The sequence below is a fragment of the uncultured Cedecea sp. genome, from assembly GCF_947498825.1.
Taxonomy (GTDB): domain Bacteria; phylum Pseudomonadota; class Gammaproteobacteria; order Enterobacterales; family Enterobacteriaceae; genus JGM124.
Genome location: NZ_CANMLV010000051.1, coordinates 1 through 5,063, shown reverse-complemented (window position 1 = coordinate 5,063; position 5,063 = coordinate 1). Strand labels below are relative to the sequence as shown.

General features: G+C 48.1%; 7 protein-coding genes and 1 pseudogene. 6 read left to right on the top strand and 2 right to left on the bottom strand.

Annotated features, from left to right (window positions below; translation table 11 throughout):
- Window positions 1-315: 315 nt before the first annotated feature.
- On the bottom strand, window positions 316-399 hold the full coding sequence (locus Q1A40_RS22855; protein WP_367275787.1) for a replication initiation protein: 84 nt from the start codon (window positions 397-399) through the stop codon (window positions 316-318).
- Between the two features lie 635 nt (window positions 400-1,034).
- Between Q1A40_RS22855 and Q1A40_RS22850 the strand changes: the two genes are divergently transcribed.
- The 4 genes and pseudogenes from Q1A40_RS22850 (at window position 1,035) to Q1A40_RS22835 (ending at window position 2,740) form a co-directional block, all read left to right on the top strand.
- A complete protein-coding gene (locus tag Q1A40_RS22850) occupies window positions 1,035-1,358 on the top strand; it encodes a MobC family plasmid mobilization relaxosome protein (RefSeq protein ID WP_300006072.1) in 324 nt (107 codons plus the stop codon).
- Window positions 1,297-2,001: pseudogene (locus Q1A40_RS23245) on the top strand (relaxase/mobilization nuclease domain-containing protein); the annotation flags it as partial. The gene Q1A40_RS22850 and the pseudogene Q1A40_RS23245, both read left to right, overlap by 62 nt.
- Window positions 2,002-2,035: 34 nt before the next feature.
- Complete coding sequence (locus Q1A40_RS22840) at window positions 2,036-2,521, top strand: MbeB family mobilization protein (RefSeq protein ID WP_300006070.1); 486 nt, start codon at window positions 2,036-2,038, stop codon at window positions 2,519-2,521.
- Between the two features lie 3 nt (window positions 2,522-2,524).
- Entirely contained in the window at window positions 2,525-2,740 is a 216-nt protein-coding gene (locus Q1A40_RS22835) for an MbeD family mobilization/exclusion protein (RefSeq protein WP_300006068.1), read from the top strand.
- A gap of 890 nt (window positions 2,741-3,630) precedes the next feature.
- On the opposite strand, the gene Q1A40_RS22830 is transcribed toward Q1A40_RS22835, so the two are convergent.
- Window positions 3,631-3,873, bottom strand: a complete 243-nt coding sequence (locus Q1A40_RS22830) for a protein L (RefSeq protein WP_300006066.1) — start codon at window positions 3,871-3,873, stop codon at window positions 3,631-3,633.
- A gap of 204 nt (window positions 3,874-4,077) precedes the next feature.
- Between Q1A40_RS22830 and Q1A40_RS22825 the strand changes: the two genes are divergently transcribed.
- Window positions 4,078-4,392 carry a type II toxin-antitoxin system RelE/ParE family toxin gene (locus tag Q1A40_RS22825; RefSeq protein WP_300006064.1) on the top strand — a complete coding sequence of 105 codons (315 nt, stop codon included), beginning with the start codon at window positions 4,078-4,080 and terminating at the stop codon, window positions 4,390-4,392.
- Between the two features lie 202 nt (window positions 4,393-4,594).
- Window positions 4,595-4,951, top strand: coding sequence for a HigA family addiction module antitoxin (locus Q1A40_RS22820; protein ID WP_300006063.1), 357 nt, complete (start codon window positions 4,595-4,597; stop codon window positions 4,949-4,951).
- The last annotated feature ends 112 nt before the right edge of the window (window positions 4,952-5,063 follow it).

Genomic DNA, 5,063 nt, shown 5'->3' with positions numbered 1-5,063 from the left:
TAGGGCTTCTATAAAAAGAAGTCTTATTTTTTGGAGGGGTAAAAAGAATATTACAATTTTCTTTTCTATGATCTTCTTGAGATCCAGTTTCTGTACGCGTAGTCTCTTGTCCTGTAAACGAAAAAACCACCTGGGGAGGTGGTTTTTCGAAGGTTCAGCAAGTTGGGGAACTTCTGAACCGTGGTAACAGGGTGTACAAGACCGCTGCCACCAAATTTGTCCTTTCAGTTTAGCCGTAGTTTGGCTCTAACTTCAAGAACTCTGCACTAGTAATATCTTGTACACCCTCTTACCAGTGGCTGCTGCCAATGGCGATTAGTCGTGTCTTTCCGGGTTGGACTCAAGACGATAGTTACCGGATAAGGCGCAGTAGTCGGACTGAACGGGGGGTTCATGCATACAGTCCAGCTTGGAGCGAACTGTCTAAACGGAAACGGGACGTGGTGATTTAGGTAAAGCTTCCACCACAATACGGTCACCGCAAGACGGGAACAGGAGAGCGCACGAGGGAGCCATCAGGGGGAAACGCCTGGTATCTTTATAGTCCTGTCGGGTTTCGCCACCTCTGATTTGAGTACCGAAAATCATCTGATTTTTGTGAAACTCGTCAGGGGGGCGGAGCCTATGGAAAAACGGCATGCCGCATCCTCTTTTTTGCCCGTCCCCCTTTGTCGCTACCATCCAAGCCTTTCCCTTTTAACCCCCAACGCCCGCCGCAGTCTCATGACCGAACGTTAGTGAGCGAATGAGCGAGGAGGCGTAATGTCACCCAGCCTGTCATTTTCCCCTGCCACTCTCTAGCCTAGATAAACCCTTTCTGCATGTATTCTTTGACCCCTACCCGCCACATAACTAACATACTAAGCCAGTATACACTCCGCTAGCGCTACGTGACTGGTTCAGGGCTGCGCCCCAAAACCCGCTAAAAGCCACTGACGCGCCTTGCGGCTTGTCCAACGCCGACCCGACCGGGAAACAATTTCCCGTCCATCCCGGCGTTCTCAGGAGGCAAATTGGCAGATAAACGCAGCAAAATGCTCACCATGTGGGTAACGGAAGATGAGCACCGCCGCTTACTGGAGCGCTGCAACGGGAAACAGCTTGCCGCCTGGATGCGCCAGACATGCCTGGACGAGAAGCCCGCCCGCGCCAGCAAACTTCCGTCGCTCTCGCCGGCGCTGCTTCGTCAGCTTGCCGGCATGGGTAATAACCTCAACCAGATTGCCCGGCAGGTTAACGCCGGTGGCGGTAACGGACACGACCGTGTGCAGGTAGTTGCTGCCCTGATGGCCATTGATGCCGGACTTGAGCAGATCCGGCATGCCGTTCTGGCTAACGGAGTCGATGATGATCGTTAAATTTCACCCCAGAGGACGTGGCGGGGGTGCCGGTCCGGTGGATTATCTGCTGGGTAAAGACCGCCAACGCGAGGGAGCCAGCGTTCTGCAGGGCAAGCCAGAGGAAGTCCGGGAGATTATCGACGCTTCGCTCTATGCAAAAAAATACACATCCGGAGTCCTGTCCTTTGCCGAAAAAGATTTATTTCCCGGACAGCGTGAAAAACTGATGGCGAGCTTTGAACGGGTTCTGATGCCCGGACTGGATAAAGACCAGTACAGCGTGCTGTGGGTTGAACACCGGGATAAGGGGCGGCTGGAGCTGAATTTCCTGATCCCGAACACGGAGCTGCTGACCGGCAGACGGCTCCAGCCATATTACGACCGCGCCGACCGTCCGCGTATTGATGCCTGGCAGACTATCGTGAACGGCCGGCTTGGACTGCACGACCCGAACGCACCGGAAAACAGACGGGCGCTGGTCACTCCATCTGCGTTGCCAAAAGTGAAGCAGGGGGCCGCAGAAACGATTACGCGCGGTCTGCTTTACCTTGCCTCATCCGGGGAGCTGAAAACGCGCCAGGATGTCACAGCAGCGCTGGAAATCGCAGGTTTCGAAGTGGTACGCACCACGAAAAGCAGTATCAGCATTGCCGACCCGGACGGGGGGCGAAACATCCGACTGAAGGGAGCCATCTATGAGCAGTCTTTTAACGCTGGCGAAGGACTTAGAGCAGAAATCGAAAGCGCAGCAGCAGAGTACCGGCGAGATGCTGAAAGCCGCATTCAGCGAGCACGAGCAGTCTGTAAAAGCGGAACTGAACGAAAGCGCGAAGAGAATCAGCGCCGCCATGCTCGACCACGACCAGAAGCTGTCCTCCGACATGAGCCAGCGCACGAAAGGCATGGTGCGTATGGTCAGTCAAACGTGGCTGACCATCGTTCTAGTGTCAGTGTTGCTGATCGCCTCGAGCGCGGGGATTCTGTGGTGGCAGGGACAGCAAATGCTCGACAATTACATCACTATTCAGGAGCAGAAGAGAACCCAGGCCATGCTGTCAGAGAAGAACAACGGGGTACAGCTTTCAACCTGCGGCGAGGAGAGGCTCCGTTGCGTGAAGGTGAACCCGGAAGCGGGACGATACGGCAAGGATTCAAGCTGGATGATACTGGAGAGGAAATAGCCCATGACGGAGCTGGAAAAACAGTTGCTGAGCGCGTTAGAGCAGCTACAGCAGGACTACTCGAAAAGGCTGGACGAGTGGGAGAACGCCTTCGCGGAATGGCGGACAATGTCTGGTCTTATGCAACGGGAGAACGCAGCGCTGAGCGAGCGCGTCACGGACTTGAGCAGGCAGGTGCAGAGTTTGAGCGAGCAGCTGCGTCGGTTGTCGAACGGCTGAATGCTGCCGAGCTACGTCAGCAGCATGAGCGGGAACTGGAACACCAGAAGTCTCTGGAGCTTCAGCGTGTACAGCGACAAAAAACCTATAACGGGCCAACTTTGGGATGACAGAGCTGATCGTCGTGATGGCAGACTGGATACTCGAGATGGAGGCAGTTCTCCACTCAAAATAACCATGAGGTGCTTATGATTAGTGTCATCGTCAGTGAAAGTGTTATCCGGTTTATTCTGGATTCCTACGCAAAGAACAACGAAGCAGATTACCAGATAGCGAAAGCTTGCCAGGAGCGTCATGAGGAAGACATGACTGTTACGCAGCGCAATATTGTTGATGAGGCAGATGCTCGATGCCTTACTTCGATGAACGATCCACTAAGATTTCTATAGTGGTAATTTTGTCGGCTTCGGCTCATTTCTGTCATTAAATCCCTGCCTATTCACCCGAATGCATAGCCATGCAGCCGGGTGATATTTATCTGGCGCAGAATGCGCGGTTTAGCGGGGAGTTTACTGCCGGTTTTACCGGACTGACACCGCATCTTCGCTGAACCTGTCCGGAGTGGTGCGGGCAACAGATGTTATGGTAAATTCGTGTAGCTGTGGCGTCGTTAGCACACCAGTCCATGCGCAATTCGAACACGCAATATCAAATGAAGTAGGGACAGTATTTCCAATTATATTCACATTCATATGTAGCTCTCTTTTTTAGTGAGATTATAAAAAGGAACATAGAGAGACGAATTCTTGCTACTTTCTTGGTTTTCCTGAATCAGAGCGTTTACCGCGAATTCTTCCATCATTGTTACGAGAACGTGGTTGAGTTCCGCCGCTAGGTTTAGGTACTACAACGTATGGGTTGAGTGGTCTGCGATCTGCCATTTTTATTTCTCACTGTGCGTAAACAAATAATTTCCAACGGATATTCCCTTGGCTAACGGAGTGTTGGTGGTGATTTTGTGGTGGTATAGTTTTCCCGTTTGCGATTGTTACTTCTTTATCGCAGCCGGTGCATTTATAAATTCCTTCATACTTACACGTATCTCCAGGCTTATATTCGGTATCAAAAACCGGATTGAATTGAGAGCCTGCTTCCAATATTTTTTGTTTATTTCCTGAACGAACTAAAGCCATTTGTAGTCTCCAATGTGGTTGCTTTTTTTTGCACAGTTGCACAGTTGCACAGTTGCACTGTGTTGGGGTGCATTTTACAATAAACCATTAGGATGCACAAGTGCACAGTGCTATTGTGCATTTGTGCGTTCTGTTGTAATATGTTCTTGGTAAAGGTGATCCAGATAGTTGCCAAGTTATGGCAGAACATAAGGTGAAATAAAAATGCAGCAAGATCATAATGATGACTGCCGCATTCAGTTTAGAGAAGATTGGCTATACCAATTTTATAAATACGGTAAGTCCAATAGAAAGATACCAGCTACGATTGATGCTTCATTGCAACGTAAGTTGGATATGCTGAATGCTGCTGATAAAGCTGGAGATTTACGGTCTCCCCCGGGAAATCGATTTGAAAATCTCAACCCTCCATTAACAGGGTATTCATCCATAAGGGTGAACGATAAGTACCGCTTGATATTTAAGTGGGGTGAAAACGGAGTTGAGGACCTATATCTCGACCCACATGATTACCGATAGGTAACAGGTCATGGCTGTTATCTTGTAAAGAAAAGTAGGTGAGGCATTCCCTCACCTATATTAATACGTCAAAAGAATAATGATAAAAAAAACAAACGACGTAACTATATTTAAGATAATTATTCATCAATACACCTGGTAATCGACGAAATACTTATCTTCTTCATAAATTAGATAGATGTAACAAATTCAGGAGTTAATCATGTCTCAAGCGACTAGAAAACCATCAACTGTAGGGGATATCATACTTTATGAATATCTCGAACCAAGTGGTTTAAAAATCAATGACTTGGCTTGGATGTTGAACATACATAGAAATTCTGCCAGTGCCTTGGTTAACAATAATAGAAAGTTATCTACCGATATGGCTTTTAGGTTGGCTAAAGCATTTGATACCACTGCAAAATTCTGGTTGAACATACAACAATCTGTTGATTTGTGGGAGGTTACTAGTAGTCCTCGATTACAAGAGGAAATAAATAGAGTAACCCCTGCTAATGAAATTATAGAAAGGAAAAATAGTGCTAATGAATTAGATAAAAAACATGCTATTGCATGATTTTTTTTAAAATAATATAAGTCATCGCCAAAAAATAGGGCTTCTATAAAAAGAAGTCTTATTTTTTGGAGGGGTAAAAAGAATATTACAATTTTCTTTTCTATGATCTTCT

Bases quoted from the DNA above. Each gene is read 5' to 3' on its own strand.
- Q1A40_RS22855 (WP_367275787.1), bottom strand. From the start codon at position 399: ATGCATGAACCCCCCGTTCAGTCCGACTACTGCGCCTTATCCGGTAAC.
- Q1A40_RS22835 (WP_300006068.1), top strand. From the start codon at position 2,525: ATGACGGAGCTGGAAAAACAGTTGCTGAGCGCGTTAGAGCAGCTACAG.
- Q1A40_RS22840 (WP_300006070.1), top strand. From the start codon at position 2,036: ATGAGCAGTCTTTTAACGCTGGCGAAGGACTTAGAGCAGAAATCGAAA.
- Q1A40_RS22820 (WP_300006063.1), top strand. From the start codon at position 4,595: ATGTCTCAAGCGACTAGAAAACCATCAACTGTAGGGGATATCATACTT.
- Q1A40_RS22830 (WP_300006066.1), bottom strand. From the start codon at position 3,873: ATGGCTTTAGTTCGTTCAGGAAATAAACAAAAAATATTGGAAGCAGGC.
- Q1A40_RS22850 (WP_300006072.1), top strand. From the start codon at position 1,035: ATGCTCACCATGTGGGTAACGGAAGATGAGCACCGCCGCTTACTGGAG.
- Q1A40_RS22825 (WP_300006064.1), top strand. From the start codon at position 4,078: ATGCAGCAAGATCATAATGATGACTGCCGCATTCAGTTTAGAGAAGAT.